General features: G+C 70.7%; 16 protein-coding genes. 10 read left to right on the top strand and 6 right to left on the bottom strand.

Annotation, left to right across the window (positions count from 1 at the left end; genetic code table 11):
* The first annotated feature begins 1 nt into the window (after position 1).
* Entirely contained in the window at positions 2–457 is a 456-nt protein-coding gene (locus tag GL325_RS02130) for a serine hydrolase (protein ID WP_187768449.1), read from the top strand.
* Here the strand turns inward: GL325_RS02130 and GL325_RS02125 are convergent.
* Positions 358–1,200 carry a gamma-glutamyl-gamma-aminobutyrate hydrolase family protein gene (locus GL325_RS02125; protein ID WP_187768448.1) on the bottom strand — a complete coding sequence of 281 codons (843 nt, stop codon included), beginning with the start codon at positions 1,198–1,200 and terminating at the stop codon, positions 358–360. The genes GL325_RS02130 and GL325_RS02125 overlap by 100 nt on opposite strands.
* A 211-nt stretch (positions 1,201–1,411) precedes the next feature.
* Here GL325_RS02125 and GL325_RS02120 point away from each other — a divergent pair, with 211 nt between their 5' ends.
* Positions 1,412–2,785: a hemolysin family protein gene (locus GL325_RS02120; protein ID WP_223110947.1), complete on the top strand. Its 1,374-nt coding sequence runs from the start codon at positions 1,412–1,414 to the stop codon at positions 2,783–2,785.
* Positions 2,782–3,813 carry a CNNM domain-containing protein gene (locus GL325_RS02115; protein ID WP_187768447.1) on the top strand — a complete coding sequence of 344 codons (1,032 nt, stop codon included), beginning with the start codon at positions 2,782–2,784 and terminating at the stop codon, positions 3,811–3,813. Before GL325_RS02120 ends, GL325_RS02115 begins: the two co-directional genes overlap by 4 nt.
* Here the strand turns inward: GL325_RS02115 and GL325_RS02110 are convergent.
* Together GL325_RS02110 and GL325_RS02105 are read right to left on the bottom strand one after the other, a co-directional pair.
* Entirely contained in the window at positions 3,810–5,276 is a 1,467-nt protein-coding gene (locus tag GL325_RS02110; protein ID WP_187411917.1) for an APC family permease, read from the bottom strand. The two genes, GL325_RS02115 and GL325_RS02110, sit on opposite strands and share 4 nt — an antisense overlap.
* 222 nt (positions 5,277–5,498) lie before the next feature.
* Positions 5,499–6,905, bottom strand: a complete 1,407-nt coding sequence (locus GL325_RS02105) for a glutamate decarboxylase (protein WP_154595016.1) — start codon at positions 6,903–6,905, stop codon at positions 5,499–5,501.
* Between the two features lie 287 nt (positions 6,906–7,192).
* Here GL325_RS02105 and GL325_RS02100 point away from each other — a divergent pair, with 287 nt between their 5' ends.
* Positions 7,193–7,768 carry an MOSC domain-containing protein gene (locus GL325_RS02100; protein ID WP_255499310.1) on the top strand — a complete coding sequence of 192 codons (576 nt, stop codon included), beginning with the start codon at positions 7,193–7,195 and terminating at the stop codon, positions 7,766–7,768.
* Here GL325_RS02100 and GL325_RS02095 read toward each other — a convergent pair.
* On the bottom strand, positions 7,765–8,232 hold the full coding sequence (locus GL325_RS02095) for a PPOX class F420-dependent oxidoreductase (protein WP_154595014.1): 468 nt from the start codon (positions 8,230–8,232) through the stop codon (positions 7,765–7,767). The genes GL325_RS02100 and GL325_RS02095 overlap by 4 nt on opposite strands.
* Here GL325_RS02095 and GL325_RS02090 point away from each other — a divergent pair.
* Positions 8,231–8,674: an NUDIX hydrolase gene (locus tag GL325_RS02090; RefSeq protein ID WP_255499309.1), complete on the top strand. Its 444-nt coding sequence runs from the start codon at positions 8,231–8,233 to the stop codon at positions 8,672–8,674. The two genes, GL325_RS02095 and GL325_RS02090, sit on opposite strands and share 2 nt — an antisense overlap.
* A gap of 6 nt (positions 8,675–8,680) precedes the next feature.
* Here GL325_RS02090 and GL325_RS02085 read toward each other — a convergent pair whose 3' ends face one another.
* The gene (locus GL325_RS02085) at positions 8,681–9,547 is read right to left on the bottom strand and encodes a class II glutamine amidotransferase (RefSeq protein ID WP_187768445.1); all 867 of its coding nucleotides are present in this window, start codon (positions 9,545–9,547) and stop codon (positions 8,681–8,683) included.
* A gap of 144 nt (positions 9,548–9,691) precedes the next feature.
* Between GL325_RS02085 and GL325_RS02080 the strand changes: the two genes are divergently transcribed.
* The 5 genes from GL325_RS02080 to GL325_RS15870 all read left to right on the top strand — a co-directional run bounded on the left by GL325_RS02080 (position 9,692) and on the right by GL325_RS15870 (position 14,672).
* A complete protein-coding gene (locus GL325_RS02080; protein WP_187768444.1) occupies positions 9,692–10,189 on the top strand; it encodes a DUF1269 domain-containing protein in 498 nt (165 codons plus the stop codon).
* A 45-nt stretch (positions 10,190–10,234) separates the two neighbouring features.
* On the top strand, positions 10,235–11,506 hold the full coding sequence (locus GL325_RS02075; RefSeq protein WP_187768443.1) for a hypothetical protein: 1,272 nt from the start codon (positions 10,235–10,237) through the stop codon (positions 11,504–11,506).
* 9 nt (positions 11,507–11,515) lie between these two features.
* Positions 11,516–11,761 (top strand): hypothetical protein, encoded by a 246-nt coding sequence (locus tag GL325_RS02070; RefSeq protein ID WP_187768442.1) that lies wholly within the window; start codon positions 11,516–11,518, stop codon positions 11,759–11,761.
* On the top strand, positions 11,758–11,982 hold the full coding sequence (locus GL325_RS02065; protein WP_154595009.1) for a hypothetical protein: 225 nt from the start codon (positions 11,758–11,760) through the stop codon (positions 11,980–11,982). The genes GL325_RS02070 and GL325_RS02065 overlap by 4 nt, the downstream gene beginning before the upstream one ends.
* A gap of 116 nt (positions 11,983–12,098) precedes the next feature.
* Positions 12,099–14,672: a LuxR C-terminal-related transcriptional regulator gene (locus GL325_RS15870; protein WP_187768441.1), complete on the top strand. Its 2,574-nt coding sequence runs from the start codon at positions 12,099–12,101 to the stop codon at positions 14,670–14,672.
* Positions 14,673–14,676: 4 nt separating this feature from the next.
* Here the strand turns inward: GL325_RS15870 and GL325_RS02055 are convergent, their stop codons facing one another.
* Complete coding sequence (locus GL325_RS02055; RefSeq protein ID WP_187768440.1) at positions 14,677–15,213, bottom strand: potassium channel family protein; 537 nt, start codon at positions 15,211–15,213, stop codon at positions 14,677–14,679.
* Positions 15,214–15,333: the final 120 nt, after the last annotated feature.

Below are 15,333 nucleotides of genomic sequence, written 5' to 3'. Positions count from 1 at the left end.
CGTGCTCCGGTCCGTGGGTGGCCCTGAGGCGGTCGAGAAGTTCCTGCGAACCCTGGGCGACGACCGCACGCAGCTCGACTCCTACGAGCCGGACCTGAACACCGTCACGCCGGGCCAGGCCGCGAACACGACGACGCCGACCGCGTTCGCGACGGCGCTGCAGGCGGCGGTGGAGACGAAGGCGCTCGCGCCTCGGGAACGTCGCACCCTGCTGGACTGGATGGGCGGCAACAGCACGGGTGACACGCTGATCCGTGCCAGCCTCCCGGCCGGGTGGGAGGTCGCCGACAAGTCCGGTGGTGCCGGCGGCATGCGCAACGACATCGGCGTGGTCACCGGCCCCGACGGTCAGACGGTCTACCTCGCGGTGTTCACGTCGACCAACGATCCCGAGGCCGAGTACGACGACGTCGTGGTCGAGGAGGCCGCGCGCGCGGTGCTGGCCGAGTACTCCTGACCAGGCCGCTGCGGCACGCCGGCCTGCTCGGCGAGACGCCGCAGCAGGGGAGCGAGCTGGCGCTCGGCCACCGCAGGATGCTCGGGGTGCCACTGGATCCCGGTGATGGGTGCGCTGTCGTGGACGACCGCCTCCACCACGCCGTCGACGCCGTGCGCGACCACGCGGAGTCCGTCGCCGAGCCGGTCGACGGCCTGGTGATGGCTGCACAGCACGTCCCGGGCGACCTCGACCGACGAGGCCAGCGTCTCACCGCGGAGCTCGACCCGATTCGGGACGAAGGGGTCGTCGCCGTCGGCTCGGTGCGCGTGGCCGGTCTCGAGGTGGGGCACGAGCGTGCCGCCCAGCGCGACGTTCAGGAGCTGCAGTCCCCGGCAGATGCCCAGCAACGGGGTCCCGGAAGCCAGGCACCGGCGCACGGCCTCGATGTGGGCGCGGTCGGCCTCGGGCTCGTGGTGGCCCGCCCCGGGGTAGTCGGTGACCCCGTCGTAGAAGGTCGGGTCGACGTCCTCACCACCCATCAGCACGACCGCGTCGGCACGCAGGACGGCGGCCATCGTCACCTCGGGCTCGACCTCCGCCGATGCGACGGCCCGGACCCGCCATCCGAGGCCCCGCGCCACCGCCGCGGTGGCGCCGTTGAGGGCGTCCAGCTCCTGCTGGAACCGGGCCGCGTGAGGGCGGCTCGTGCGCAGGTGCAGGAGTGCCAGCGTGGGGCGCGAGGTGGTGGTGGGGGAAGACATGCCCCGAGCCTAGAGATCACGTGTGACGCACATGTTTCAGATTCGTGGCCTCCAGACGGCTGGGGTCGGGTCCCGTAGGTCGCCCCCTCTAGACTCATGCTTCACACTGCGGCGCCCGCCGCGATCCTCGACCAAAGAGAGACATGGACATACACAGTACGAACCCCCTGCCTGCAGCTGAGCGACACGCGGTCGGGGGGAGTGGGAACTGATGTGGTTGCTGACTCTGCTGCTGGGCGTCCTGGTGGTGTTGCTGATCACCGCGGTGACCGGCTACTTCGTCGCCCAGGAATTCGCCTACATGGCGGTCGACCGGGCCCGGTTGGGCTCGCTGGCCGAGCGCGGTGACCGCCGCGCCGAGCGCGCGCTGTCGGTGACGGGCCGCACCTCCTTCATGCTGTCCGGCGCCCAGCTGGGCATCACCGTGACCGGCCTGCTCGTGGGTTACGTGGCCGAGCCGTTGATCGGTGCGTCGCTGGGCACCGCCCTGGGCGGCGTCGACGTGCCGACGGGTGTCGGCATCGCGATCGGCACCGTCCTGGCCCTGCTGTTCTCGACCTTCGTGCAGATGATCTTCGGCGAGCTGTTCCCGAAGAACCTGGCGATCGCGAAGCCCGAGCCCGTCGCCTTGTGGCTCGCTCGCTCGACGACCCTCTACCTCGCCGCGTTCGGCTGGCTGATCACGCTGTTCGACGCGGCCTCCAACGCGCTGCTGCGCGTCCTGAGGATCGAGCCCGTCCACGACGTCGAGCACGCCGCGACCCCGCGCGACCTCGAGCACATCGTCGAGCACTCCGGACGCAGCGGCGACCTGCCGCACGAGCTGTCGACGCTTCTGGACCGGGTGCTGGACTTCCCCGACTCCGACGTCGAGCACGCCATGATCCCGCGGTCGCGAGTCGACGTGCTGCGCGCCGACGACACGCTGGCGGAGGTGCGCGCCGTGATGGCGTCGGGCCACTCCCGGTACCCGGTCCTCAGCGAGGACGAGCAGATCCTGGGCATCGTCGAGCTGGCCGACGTCCTCGTCGCGGACGACCCCGGGCGCACGGCAGCCACCCTGGCGCGTCCGGCGCTGATCCTGCCCGCGACGATGAACCTCCCGATGGCCCTGCGAGAACTACGGGGGTCCAAGCGTCAGCTGGCCTGCGTCGTCGACGAGTACGGCAGCTTCGACGGTGTGCTGACGATCGAGGACATGGCCGAGGAGCTCGTCGGTGAGATCACCGACGAGCACGACCCGGCAGATCCGTCCGTCGAGTCGATCGACGACGACGGCACCTGGGTGATGGGCGGCGACGTCCACATCGACGAGGTCGAGCGCGCCGTGGATCGCGAGTTGCCGCACGGCGACTACGAGACCATCGCCGGCCTCGTCATCGCCGAGCACGGCACGCTGCCCGACGTCGGCTCCACGATCGAGGTCGACCTGCCGGTGGATCCGGCGACCCTGGCCGAGATCGGTGCACCGGCCAGGACGCGGATGCGCGTGGAGGTGCTCGAGATCGACCGGCACGTCCCCGCGCTCGTGCGCATCACGTGCCCGATCGACATCACCGACGAGAACGAGGAGAACGACCGATGAGCGACCCCTGGCTGATCGGTCCGGCGACCGTCGCGCTCATCGCACTGAGCGCCTTCTTCGTCGCGGTGGAGTTCGCCTTGCTGGCCGCCAAACGGCACCGACTCGAGGACGCCGCCGCCACCAGTCGCTCCGCGCGCGCCGCTCTGCGCAGCTCGGGCGAGCTCACACTGCTGCTCGCGGGATCGCAGCTGGGCATCACGGCCTGCACCCTGGCGCTCGGCGCCATCACGAAGCCGGCCGTCCACCACTGGCTGACACCGTGGTTCGAGACCTGGGGCATGGCGCTGTGGGTCGCGGACGTCGCCGGCTTCGCGCTGGCGCTGGTGATCGTGACGTTCCTGCACCTCGTGGTGGGGGAGATGGCGCCGAAGTCCTGGGCGATCGCGCACCCGGAGCTCTCGGCCACCGTGTTGGCGATCCCGATGCGCGGGTTCATGTGGCTGACGCGTCCGCTGCTGATCGGGCTCAACGAGATGGCGAACTGGTGCCTGCGGAAGGTCGGCGTCGAACCGGCTGACGAGCTGTCGGCAGGGCAGAACTCCGATGATCTCCGGCACCTGGTGGCCCACTCGGCCACCGCCGGCACCCTGGACCCGACCTACTCCAGTCAACTGGCGGTCGTCCTCGAACTGGAGTCGTTGACCGTGGCAGACCTGGTCGAGCCGGGAACGCGGCCCACTGCTGTGGCGACCGACGCCTCGGTGGCGGAGGTGCGGCAGGCGGCCCTGCACTCGGGCCACCTGCGGATCCTCCTGGCCGATGACGAAGGAGCCCGCGGCTTCGTACACGTGCGCGACACCCTGCTGCACGCCGACGACAGCAACGCCGATGCGCTGCTGCGGCCGGTGTTGGCCCTCGAGCCGTCGACGCCGGTCTACCAGGCGTTGACGTCGATGCGCGAGACCCGGAACCACCTCGCCGTCGTGGCCGCAGCGGGCGAGGCGACCTACGGCGTGATCACGATGACCGACGTCCTGGACCGGCTGTTCCCGTCCGCGCCGGTCGGCGCGGACGGGGCAGCGAACTAGGTGCCGGTGCCGCCGGGCGTCGCCGTTCCGGCGGTCGTCGTCTGCGCTCCGGTGGCGGGTGGCGGGTTGACCAGCACGGTGTCGGCCGTCGCCCGCTCGGCGTCGGTGCGCTGGTCCCAACCGGGCCGGCGCAGCGCGTAGAAGATGAGCGGTGGAGCACCGAGTCCGATCACGACCAGGAGCACCACGAGCGGGTACCCATATTCGGACAGTCCGCTGAAGCCGGACGGACGGACGAAGGCCAGGATGAACGCCACGGCGCAGGCCACGAAGCCCAGCCCGCCGACGAAGGTCATCGCCGGCGTCCGGTAGGTCCGCACGACGTCGGGCTGGGACTTCCTCAGCTTCAGCGCCGCCGCGAACATCAGCATGTACATGATCAGGTACAGCGCGGCCGCCATGTCGACCAGTGCGATGAACGCCGTGTTGCCGTTGGGCAGGAGCACGAACAGCAGCGCCAGCAGCGTCACGATGAGCCCCTGGACGCCGAGGATGCCGACCTGGACGCCCGCCTTGTTGCGGCGCTGCAGCAGCGGCGGCAGCAGGCCCCTCCGCGCCGCGGCGAGCAGACCACGCGAGGGACCGGCGATCCACGTCACGACGGACGCGAACGCGCCCAGCGCGATGAGCGCGGAGATCACCGGGGTGCCCCAGGACATGTCCCAGTGGTCGAAGAACTCCTGGAACGCGAGGTTGATGCCGTTCGTCAGCCCGAGCTCCTTCTTGGGCACGGCCAGGCTGATCGCGATCGTCGGCAGGATGAACACCAGCAGGATCAGCCCCGTGGCCAGCGCGATGGACTTGGGGAACCCGCGACCGGGGTCCTTCATGTCGTTCGCGTGCACCGCGTTGACCTCCATGCCGGCGTACGCCAGCACGTTGGAGACGATCAGCACGATCGACGCGAGCCCGGTCCACGGCGGGATGACGGCCTCGGCCTCCAGGGGCGTCTGCGACTTCTCTCCGGTGGTGAGCCACACGATGCCGAAGATGATCAGCAGCGCCGCCGGCAACAGGGTGCCGAAGATGCCGCTCCACGAGCCCACCTTGGCGAACAGGTTGCCGCCGGCCAGGGTGATCATCGTGGATCCCCAGTACAGGACGAGGATGACCGCCGCGGTGTAGAGGCCCTTGTTCGCGAGCCCTTCGTCACCGATCACGAACGACAGGCTGGCCGCGATGAACGCGATCTGGGTCGGGTACCAGACGACGTTCTGGATCCACTGCAGCCAGATCGCCAGGAATCCCGCCCGGTCGCCGAACGCCTCGCGCACCCAGGTGAAGACGCCACCCTTCCAGCCGGTCGCGAGCTCGGCCGCGACGAGCGCCGTCGGCACGAGGAACACGATCGCAGGCACGATGAACAAGAAGATCGACCCGAGCCCGTAGAGGGCCATCGCCGGAAGGGAGCGCAAGGACGCCACGACGACCACGGTGAGCATCGCCAACTGGGCGACGGACATCGCGACGTTCGCGCTGGCCGCCGGCGCGCCGATCGCCGGACCCGAGTGCTCCGGTGGGTTGCGGTGCCCCGGCTCCCCGTAGGGATGAGGCTTGACGTGCTCCGCCGACGGAGCGTGTGTCCCGTCGGCCCGGACATGCTGCCCGGTACCGCTGTTCGTGTTCGCTGTCCTATGCCCTGTCGCCATGGTCTCGCCCCATCAGTCGGTGCTCGTGCAACTCGGTCAGTGGTGGAAGCCGGAACGCTGCCCCTCGGTGGGCATCGGACCGGTGAGGGCGTCGAGGTAGGCCACCTCGTCACGCAGATCCGCGAGGAACGCCGCCGCGAGATCATGGCTGAACCCGTTGCGCACCACGATGCGCTGCACCGTGAGCTCGGGCAGGTCGTCCGGCATCGGGTAGGCCGGAACCAGCCAGCCCTTCGTCCGGAGCCGGTCCGACAGGTGATAGAGGTTCCAGTTCTGGGTGTGCCCCTCGCGCAGGGCCCAGGCGAAGACCGGGATGTCGGACCCGTCGTTCCAGAGCTCGAACGCCGGCATCTTGGCGATCTCGCCCGAGAGGAAGAGCGCGACGTTGCGGGAGTTCTCCTGGACCGCCGTGTAACCGGTCCGGCCCAGGCGCAGGAACATGTAGTACTGCAGCAGCACCTGCGAGCCCGGCCGCGAGAAGTTCAACGCGAACGTCGGCATGTCGCCACCGAGGTAGGACACCCGGAAGATGAGTTCCTCGGGCAACGACTCCAGATCGCGCCACACGACCCAACCGAGACCGGGGTACACGAGTCCGTACTTGTGACCCGAGGTGTTGATCGACACCACGCGCTCGACCCGGAAGTCCCAGGCGAGGTCGGGCTGGACGAACGGTGCGATCATGCCGCCGGAGGCTCCGTCGACGTGGATCTTGACGTCGAGCCCGGTCGACTCCTGGATCCGGTCGAGTGCCTCGGCGATCTGGGTGACCGGCTCGTACATGCCGGTGTAGGTGACGCCCATGATCGCCACGACGCCGATGGTGTTCTCGTCGACGTAGGACTCCAGGTCGTGTCCGTCGAGCACCTTGTGCTCGAGCGAGATCGGCACGTAGCGGGCCTCGACCTCGAAGTAGTTGCAGAACTTCTCCCAGCAGACCTGCACCGCCGTGGAGAGCACGAGGTTCGGCCGGTCGGTCGACTTCCCCTCAGCGCGGCGGGCGGTCTGCCACCGGCGCTTGAGCGCCAGTCCGCCGAGCATCGCGGCCTCCGACGACCCGATGGTGGACGTACCGATCGTGTGCTCGTGGTCCGGTGCGTGCCACAGGTCGGCGAGCATCGTCCAGCAGCGAGTCTCGACCGCCGCGGTCTGCGGGTACTCGTCCTTGTCGATCATGTTCTTGTCCGCGGCCTCGCTCATCAGGCGCACGGCGTGATCGTCCATCCAGGTGCCGACGAAGGTCGCGAGGTTCAGTCGCGCGTTGCCGTCGAGCATCGCCTCGTCGTGGACGATCTGGTAGGCGGTCTCGGGAAGGGACTCGCCCGGTGGGAAGTCGTACTTCGGCAGTTCGGTGGCCTCTCCGGGCCTGGCGAAGATCGGATTGAGCTCGACAACTCCCGGCTCTTCGGCGCGGTGTGCTGCTCGGGTGGAATTCGTAACCATGACGCCCCCGTGGCGAGTCGGTACCTCCGGTGAGGGGGACCTTTTTCAGGTTAAGCCCGACTCGATGAAGTGCAAAGCCGAACACGGGAGAACGGTGGAATTCGCAGTGATCGCAGGGTTATTACATGAGGGCCGACGCTCGCTCAACCGCCCATGGGAGCCGGGTCGCGTCCATCTCGTCACGGCATGCGATGAGCTCGGGGCCCTGCTTGCCCCAGTGAAGAGTCTCACCGAGTGAGCACCCACGACGTCCGGGTCGGAAGGGCTGCTCTGGCAGCATGGAGCCCGTGTCCGAGCCCCGTGTCGTCGCCGTCAGCCGGGACGACCGGCACCGCTTCAGCAAGGTGCCCGCCACGTCGATCCACCTGGTCGCCGGCCACGGGGTGGACGGTGATGTCCATGCCGGAGCGACGATGAAGCACCGGTACGGGCCGCACCGTGGACAGACGCTCCCGAACCTGCGCCAGGTGCACCTGCTGGCCGCGGAGCTCTTCGAGGAGGCGCGCTCCGCGGGCTACGAGCTGGGGCCGGGCGATCTCGGCGAGAACGTGCTCACGGAAGGCGTCGACCTCCAGGTCCTGCCGGAGGGGACCCTGGTGGACCTCGGCGGGCCCGTCGTGCGGCTCACCGGTTTGCGCAATCCGTGCGTGCAGATCAACCGGTTCAAGCCGGGCCTGATGAAGGTCGTGCTGTCGAAGGCCGACGGCACGCCCTCGGAGCGTCCCGTGCCGCTGAGCCGGGCGTCGGCCGTCCGCAAGGTGGGCGTGATGGCCGTGGTCGAGATCGGCGGTGACGTCGCTGCAGGTCAGCCGATCGCCGTGACGCTGCCGGACGGTCCCCACATGCCGCTGGCTCCGCTCTAGTCCTGGACCAACCGCGCCGGGAAGCCGCCCGTGGCGACCGGGCCCCACGAGGTCGGGGTGATGCGGATGATGCTCTTGCCCTGGTCGAGCATCGCCTGGCGGTACTCGTCCCAGTCGGGATGCTCGCCCGAGATGTTGCGGAAGTACTCGACGAACGCGTCGAGGGCCTCGGGAACGTCGAGGACCTCGGCGGTCCCGTCGACCTGGACCCAGGCGTCGTTCCACTCGTCCGACAGGACGACGACGCTGACCTGCGGGTCGCGGCGGGCGTTGCGGGTCTTCGCTCGCTCGGGGTAGGTCGAGATCACGAGACGTCCGGAGTCGTCGACGCCGCCGGTGACGGGCGAGGCCTGGGGGCGTCCGTCGGCGCGACGCGTGATGAGGATGAACCGATGACGCGGCCGGACGAACTCCAGCAGCTCGTCGAGGTCGACGTGGGTGTTCGTGGCGATGGAGCGAGGCATGGGCTCACGCTACGCCCGGGGCATCATGGACGGCATGTCCGAATCCACGGTCCTGGCCGCCGGCGCCGTCATCGTGGACCCCGCCGGCCGTCTCCTGCTGGTCCGTCGCGGCCACGATCCGGGACGCGGTCTGTGGTCGGTCCCCGGAGGAAAGGTCGAGCCGGGGGAGACCCTCGCCGAGGCCACCGCGCGCGAGGTGCTGGAGGAGACCGGACTGGACGTCACCGTCGGCCGCGAGCTCTGGGTGGCCCGGGTGCCCACGGGCGACGGACGTGAGTACGAGATCCACGACTTCGTCGCCAGGGTCGTCGGCGGGACGCTGCGCGCCGCCGACGACGCCGACGACGCGGCGTGGTTCGAGCCCGGACAGCTGGAGCGACTTCCCCTCGTGGACACCCTGCTCGACCACCTGCGCCGGGCCGGATTCGTCGCCGACGGCTGATCGCGCTCAGGGGTCGCGCGGGGTGAAGTCGCCCATCACGTCGTCGCCGGGCTGCACGATCCCGAAGCTGGACTCGGGGAAGGGATGCCACACGCCCGACAGGGCGCCGACGGGCTCGGACACCACGACGCGCGTCTCCTCGGAGAGCCCGACGAACGCGGGATTGTCCGGGTAGAGGGAGCGCAGGGTCGCCATCGCGGTGCTGACGTACAGCGTCCGGCTCTGGCGCTCAGTCGAGTATCGGAAGGCCCACAGGCTCTCGCCGTCGGACGTCGCGACCGTCATCTGCATCGGGTTCTCGACCCCGTGACGGCGCCCCGTCGCCTCGACGAAGCCGACCATCCGCTCGACCGCCGCGACCGGGTCGTCCTCGAGCCCGAACGTCAGGGCGAGGTGGAACATCACCTCGGAGTCGGTCGAGCCCTCGACGCTGGAGAAGAGCGCGGGGTCGATCGCCAGGAACAGGTCGCGCTTCATCCGCCCGAACTCGCGGATCGCGCCGTTGTGCATCCACAGCCAGCGACCGTGACGGAAGGGGTGGCAGTTCGTCTGCTGCACGGGCGAGCCGGTGCTGGCTCGCAGGTGCGCGAAGAACAGGCCCGACGAGGTCGATCGCGCCAGCTCGCGCAGGTTCTGGTCGTTCCACGCCGGCTCGACGCCGCGGAACAGCACCGGGACCTCGGGACCCCGCGTGTCGGGCATGGACCGAGTCGTCGTGTCCAGGCCGTACCAGCCGACTCCGAAGCCGTCCCCGTTCGTCGCCTCGGCCCCCATCTGCGCGTGCAGGCTCTGGTCGATGAGGGAGGGCGACGGCCGGTAGAGCAACTCCTCGAGCAGGATCGGACTGCCCGAGTACGCCAGCCACCGACACATCGTGAGCTCCTCCCGCAGGCCATGCCACGGGCAGCGTCTCCCAGATCGCGAGCCGGCGCATCATCCGCTGGGGATGAGGCGGATCGGCGCGGTTCGGCGTGGACTCGGGATGTCACACCCGTACCACCGACAAGGAGACCGACGATGGCGCAATCGACATTGACCGTCTGGAAGTTCAACACCCCCGAGGGAGCGGAGGAGGCCGAGCACACCCTGCAGGACCTGAGCAAGCAGAACGTCCTCAACCTGCTCGACGCCGCGACCGTCTCCTGGCCCGAGGGCAAGAAGAAGCCGAAGACCAAGCAGCTGTACTCGACCACCGGCGTCGGGGCCCTCGGTGGGGCCTTCTGGGGCCTGCTCTTCGGGATCATCTTCTTCCTGCCGGTCATCGGCGCGGCCGTCGGGATGGCGGCCGGAGCCCTGGCGGGCGCGCTGACCGACGTCGGGATCGACGACGACTTCATCAAGAAGGTCCGAGACAAGGTGACGCCCGGGACGTCGGCGCTCTTCGTGCTGACCTCCGACGTGGTGCTGGACAAGGTCAAGGACGCGTTCGCGAGCCACGAGCCCGAGGACCTGCTCTTCACCAACCTCAGCAGCGACCAGGAGGCCGCGCTGCGGGAGGCCTTCGGCACCGAATGAGCCACGCCTGAGACCGGCCGACGCGCGACGCACGAAGGGGGACCGATGGACGACAACAACACCGGCGTGGCCGAAGGTCAGCCGTCACGCGGCCGATCGGCGGCGGCGGTGCTGTGCCTGGTCGTGGCCGCCCTGCTCACGATCCCGGCGGGCGTCGCGTACTGGGGGCAGCGGACGCTGAACGACACACAGCAGTACGTCGAGACGGTGGGCCCTCTCGCGAAGTCGCCCGAGCTGCAGGACGTGATCGCGAGCACCGTCACCGGCGCGATCGAGAAGCAGGTCGACGTCCGGCGCCTGCTGGACGACGTGTTCGCGCGGACCGGCACGGAGGCCGCGCGCCTCGACCTGCTCGCCGGACCGCTGGTCGCCGCGATCGACGCGGCGGTCGACCGCGAGGTGCGGGCCGTCCTCGCGTCCTCGACGTTCGACGAGATCTGGGTCCGCGTGAACACCCGCGTCCAGCAGCTGGTCCACCGGCTGCTGGCCGGAGGGGGCGGGGGCCTGGTCTCGCTCCGGGGCGATGACGTCGTCCTCGACGTGGGCGAGATCATCGACGAGGTCAAGTCCCGGCTCGCCGCGCGTGGGCTGACCTTCGTGCAGGACGTGTCCGTCCCACGCGAGGACCGCGAGGTCGTGCTGATGAAGGCGCCCCGGCTCGAGGAGGTCCGGACGATCTACGCGTTCGCCAACCCGGTGGCCCGCTGGATGCTCCCGGCGGTCGCGGTGCTCTTCCTGGCCGCCTTCGTCCTGGCGGGCCGCCGGGCGCGCATGGCCGTCGCGATCGGGATCGCGGTGGCGCTCAACGCCCTCCTGCTCGCGCTGGCGCTGTCGGTCGGGCGCCAGCTGTTCGTCGACGGACTCTCCGACACCTCGTTCGGCCCGGCCAGCGGCTCCTTCTACGCCACCTTGCTCGCGTACCTCTACCGCGGCCAGACGGTCGTGCTGTGGCTGGGGATCACCCTCATCGTGGCCGGCTGGTTCGCGGGACGGAACCGGTACGCCACGGCCGTGCGTGAAGCGGTCCGCGATGGGCTGGAGCGGGCGGGCTCGACCGTGCTGGGCCGGCAGGGACACGAGGCGGGGAGCTGGGTCGCGGCCAATGCGGCGTGGCTCCGTGTCACGGCGGTCGTCGTGGCCGCGGTCGTCCTGCTGTGGGGCGGCGATGTCGACCTCTCCCGGTGGTGGTGGTCGCTCGCGCTCGCCGTCGGGTTGCTCGCGGTGGTGCAGTTCCTCATCGGCGCCGCGCGCCCAGGAGCCCGGTCGGCGGAGCCGACCGCCTCGACCGATCCGCTGCCTGCCCCGTCCTCGAGGTGACCCGGGCCCATGACCCCACAGCCCCAGCCCCGCCAGGTCTTCGAGATCCGCATCAGCGGCGCCGTTCCCGACGCCGTGATCGCCGAGGTCGGCGGGATCGAGGTGGTCAACCGCGAACTGCTCACCGCGGTCCGGACCCGGCTGCGCGACCAGGCCGACCTCCACGGATTCCTTGCGACCCTGCGCACGTACGGTCTCGAGGTCGTCGAGGTCCGCCGACTCACCCCGGCGGCCGATGACGCGGACGCACCATGAGCACCCCCGAAGACGGCGAGGAGTACGAGTTCACGATCGTCGGCGACCTGGGCCCGGTGTTGCGGTGGGCCCTGCGGCCCGGCCGCGTCGTGGAGTCGCACCCGTGCACGACCTTCGTGACGGTCACATCGGCGGACCTGGGGGCCATCGTCGCTCGGCTCGATCCGCCGGGACTTCGGCTGGAGAGCGTACGCCTGCTCCGCGGCGCGAGGACCGGCTGACCGTCGGCCCGGGGCTCGTCCCCGGTGGCACGAGCCGGATGTCGGTGTTTCATTGGAGACCAAGGACTCGGCGCGCGTCGCGCGTCGCTCACCGGGGATTCGGGGAGGTGGACACCGTGTCCGCGTCATCGGCTCCGCGCCCGTCAGGGGACGACCACGCATGGCCCGGCGCCACCGCGCCGCACGGCTGGCACGGCGTCCCGGAGCTACCCCGCCAATTCCATCCGCGGCCCGACCTGCTCACGCGGCTCGACGCCGAGCCGGGGTGCCGCCTGGTCCTGGTCAGCGCTCCGGCCGGCACGGGCAAGACCGCACTCGTGACCGACTGGGTGAGGACGCGCCGGCCTGCGGAAACCGCGTGGATCACGTTCGACGAGGACGATGCGTTCTGGCCCGGACTGGGCGCCGCCCTCGTGCGGCTCGGACTGGACGTCCCGGTGGCCGCGCTGCCCACCGCGGAGGTGGCACTCGACCTGGACGTGCGGCGTCGCCTCGCTCTCGCGGTGGCCTCGTCCGCGCACCCGGTCACCGTCGTCGTCGACGGGTACGAGGTCGACTCCGCCGCCGTCGCCGGCGATCTGGACTATCTGCTCAAGCACAGCGGACGCCGGCTCCGGCTCGTCCTGCTGACCCGAGCCGACCCGGTGCTGCCGCTCTACCGGTACCGACTCGACGAGACGATCGTGGAGGTCAGGATGGCGGACCTGGCGTTCACCGATCACGACGCCGAGGCGTTGTTCGAGGCGATGAGGGTGCCGCTCGGGCGGGCCGACGTGCGGCTGCTGAACGACCGTGCGCGCGGCTGGGTCACGGGGCTGCGACTCGCGGCCAAGTCGTCGGCCGGGCCGGCGGACGCGACCCAACGGCTCGCCGGCGCCCAGGGCAGCATCGCGGAGTACCTCGTGGGCGAGGTGCTGCAGGCCCATCCGCCGCGGGTGCGCGACCAGCTGATGGCGCTCAGCGTCCCCGACACCATCGAGCCGGGACTGGCCGAGGAGTTGGTCGGCCAGCGGGCGGGCCGGACCCTGGCGGCCCTCGAGCATGTCAACGTGTTCATCGAGCCCGTCCCCGAACAGGCGGGGCACTACCGGTTCCAGCCGTTCTTCCGGGACCTGCTGCGCGCGGAGCTGGCCTACCGGGCGCCCGCGACCCTGCTCGATCTGCACGTGCGGACAGCGGCGTGGTTCGCCGGCCGGGGCATGCTCGGCCCCGCGGTGCACCACCACGGCGCCGCGGGTCGTTGGGACCTCGCGGCCGAGGCCGTCGTGCGTCAGGCGATGATCGGGCGGTTGCTGGCGGACCCCGGAACGAGCGCTCTGGTTCAGACGCTGCGCGCGATCCCCGACGACCTCGACCACGACGCCGCGGCCGTCGTGCGTGGCGCGCTGGCGCTCTTCGACGGGGACGTCCAGCGGGTCGACGTCGAGCTGACCCGGTTCGAGGGACGTCGTGAGCCGCGCGACGAGAGCATGCGACACGCGGTCGTCACGCTCCAGGCTGCCCGGGCACGCAGAGCCGTCGATCCGGTCGTGTCGCTGGCTCTGGCGCGCCGCGCCGCGCGTCTGATCGGGACGGAGCAGCCTGCTCCCGGCCGGTGGCGCGCACCCCGGGCTCTCGTGGCTTTGGTCGAGGGCCACGCCGAGCTTCGCCTGGGTCGTCCCGGCCGTGCCGAGGACTCCCTGCGGCGCGCCTCGTCGGTGAGGGAAGCCGGCACGGTGCGGGTCGAGAGCCTGGGACTGCTCGCCCTGCTCGCTGGCCTCTCGGGCGACCTCGTACGCGCTGACGCGCTCGCCTCCGAGGCGATCGCCGCCGGTGGGAACGAGGGTGCGGGACCGGGGGAGCGGCCGGCCTACGGCGACCTCGCACTGGCGTGGCTGGCCACCGAACGGTCGGATCCACGCACCGCCGGTGAGCACGTCCGGGCCGCCCGGAGGACCGACCTCATCGCATCGGATCCGGTGGCACGGGCGGTCGCGACCTGGGTCGACACCCGGCTGGGGCAGACCCGCGCAGACACCTCCGGCGCCCTCGCCGCGCTCCGTGAGCTGGTCGCCGGGCTCGCGGCCGCCGACGTGTGGATCGCCGACCGGACCCGTGAGGAGATCGTCCGCCTGCTGCTGCTCAGCGGCGATGCGCCGGGCGCGCTGGCAGAGCTCGACGGGCGTCCCGTTTCACCGTCGATCGCGCTGCTGACCGCTCGGGCGAGGGCCGATCTCGGCGATGACGAGGGCGCCACCCGGGCGCTCGTGCTGGCGTGTTCTGCCCGTGCGTCGCTGCCGGTGCGCGTCGGCGCGATCCTCGTGCGGTGCGAGCAGTTGCTGGGCCAGGGCGATGCGACGCGTGCCCGCGAGTGCCTGGGGACGGCGGTGACGCTGGCGCGGCGCTCCGGCCTGAGGCGCCCGTTCCGCGAAGCGGCTCCCGCGGTTCGACGCCTCCTGGCGCGTGAGGAGTCGGCGCCGGTCCCGACCGCCCTGCCATCCGGCGGCCCGCTCGAGGAGCTGACCGCCAAGGAGCTGGAGGTGCTCGAGCACCTCGGCGAGCTGCTGACGACGGAGGAGATCGCCGCGGCCATGTACATCTCGGTGAACACCGTGCGGACGCACGTGCGCCACATCCTGCGCAAGCTCGGGGTGTCGCGCCGCAACGCGGCGGTCCGGGTCGCCCGGCAGTACGAGCTGCTGGGCCACTGAGACCTCAGTGCTCACCCTCGGGCGACCCGCGACGGTCCGTGCGAGCCCACCGGACCGCTGAGACGAACAGCTTGACGACGACGCCGAGCAGGATGAGGTTCAGCAGGATCTGGGCCGTCACCAACAGCCGCATCGACTGGGTCACCGGGACGATGTCGCCGAAGCCGACCGTGGCCAGACAGGTCACCGTGAAGTAGAGCGCGTCCGTGCGGGGCAGCGGCTCGTTGAACGCCGCCGGGTCGCTGGTCGACGCGGCGAGATAGGTCCGCGCGAAGATCACGAGGAAGACGGGCACCACGAGCGCGAGCGCCTCCACCGCCCGGATGGTCGGGTGGCTCGAGCGCACGATGAGGGGGACCTGGACCGCGGCCACGGCACCGAACGCGACCAGCGCCACGGCCAGCCCCGTGAACTCCGTCCCGGCGGATCGCAGGGGCACGAGGCAGTAGGCGGCAGCCAGGGCGGCGAGTGAGACCGCGACGCGCACGGCGGCGATCCAGCCGAGCCGGCGCACGGAAGGGGACGACCGCGCTTCGCTCATGTGATCGCGCCTCCTGCGGGCCGAGGTGTCCTGCGACGGGGTGCGCTGCCGGGGAGCTGCGGAAACGCTGGCTCGAGCGTAGTCAGAACATCCGCCCCTCCCGTGGCTCGGTCCCTGAGC

This window comes from Aeromicrobium sp. 636 (assembly GCF_024433585.1).
GTDB lineage: Bacteria > Actinomycetota > Actinomycetes > Propionibacteriales > Nocardioidaceae > Aeromicrobium > Aeromicrobium senzhongii.
This window is presented reverse-complemented; position numbering and strand designations above follow the sequence as displayed.